The organism is Shigella sp. FC1567 (assembly GCF_001743015.1).
GTDB lineage: Bacteria > Pseudomonadota > Gammaproteobacteria > Enterobacterales > Enterobacteriaceae > Escherichia > Escherichia coli.
On the sequence record NZ_MIIV01000452.1, the window covers coordinates 1 to 269 of the forward strand.

At 52.4% G+C, this 269-nt stretch carries 2 pseudogenes; both read right to left on the minus strand.

The features are described from left to right. Nucleotides 1-109: pseudogene (locus BHE85_RS19900) on the minus strand (IS1 family transposase); the annotation flags it as partial. Between the two features lies 1 nt (nt 110). Beyond that, nucleotides 111-269, minus strand: a pseudogene (locus tag BHE85_RS19905) (integrase core domain-containing protein); the annotation flags it as partial.

The following is a 269-nucleotide window of genomic DNA, read 5'->3' on the forward strand; positions in this document are numbered from 1 at the left end:
CCGTCCTCCGTATCCTGTCATACGCGTAAAACAGCCAGCGCTGACGTGATTTAGCACCGACGTAGCCCCACTGTTCGTCCATTTCAGCGCAGACAATCATGGATTTGCCCCTATATTTCCAGACATCTGTTATCACTTAACCCATTACAAGCCCGCTGCCGCAGATATTCCCCGTGGCGAGCGATAACCCAGCGCACTATGCGGATGCCATTCGTTATAATGCTCGAACGCCTCTGCAAGGTTCTTTGCTGCCGTTAACCCGTCTGGTT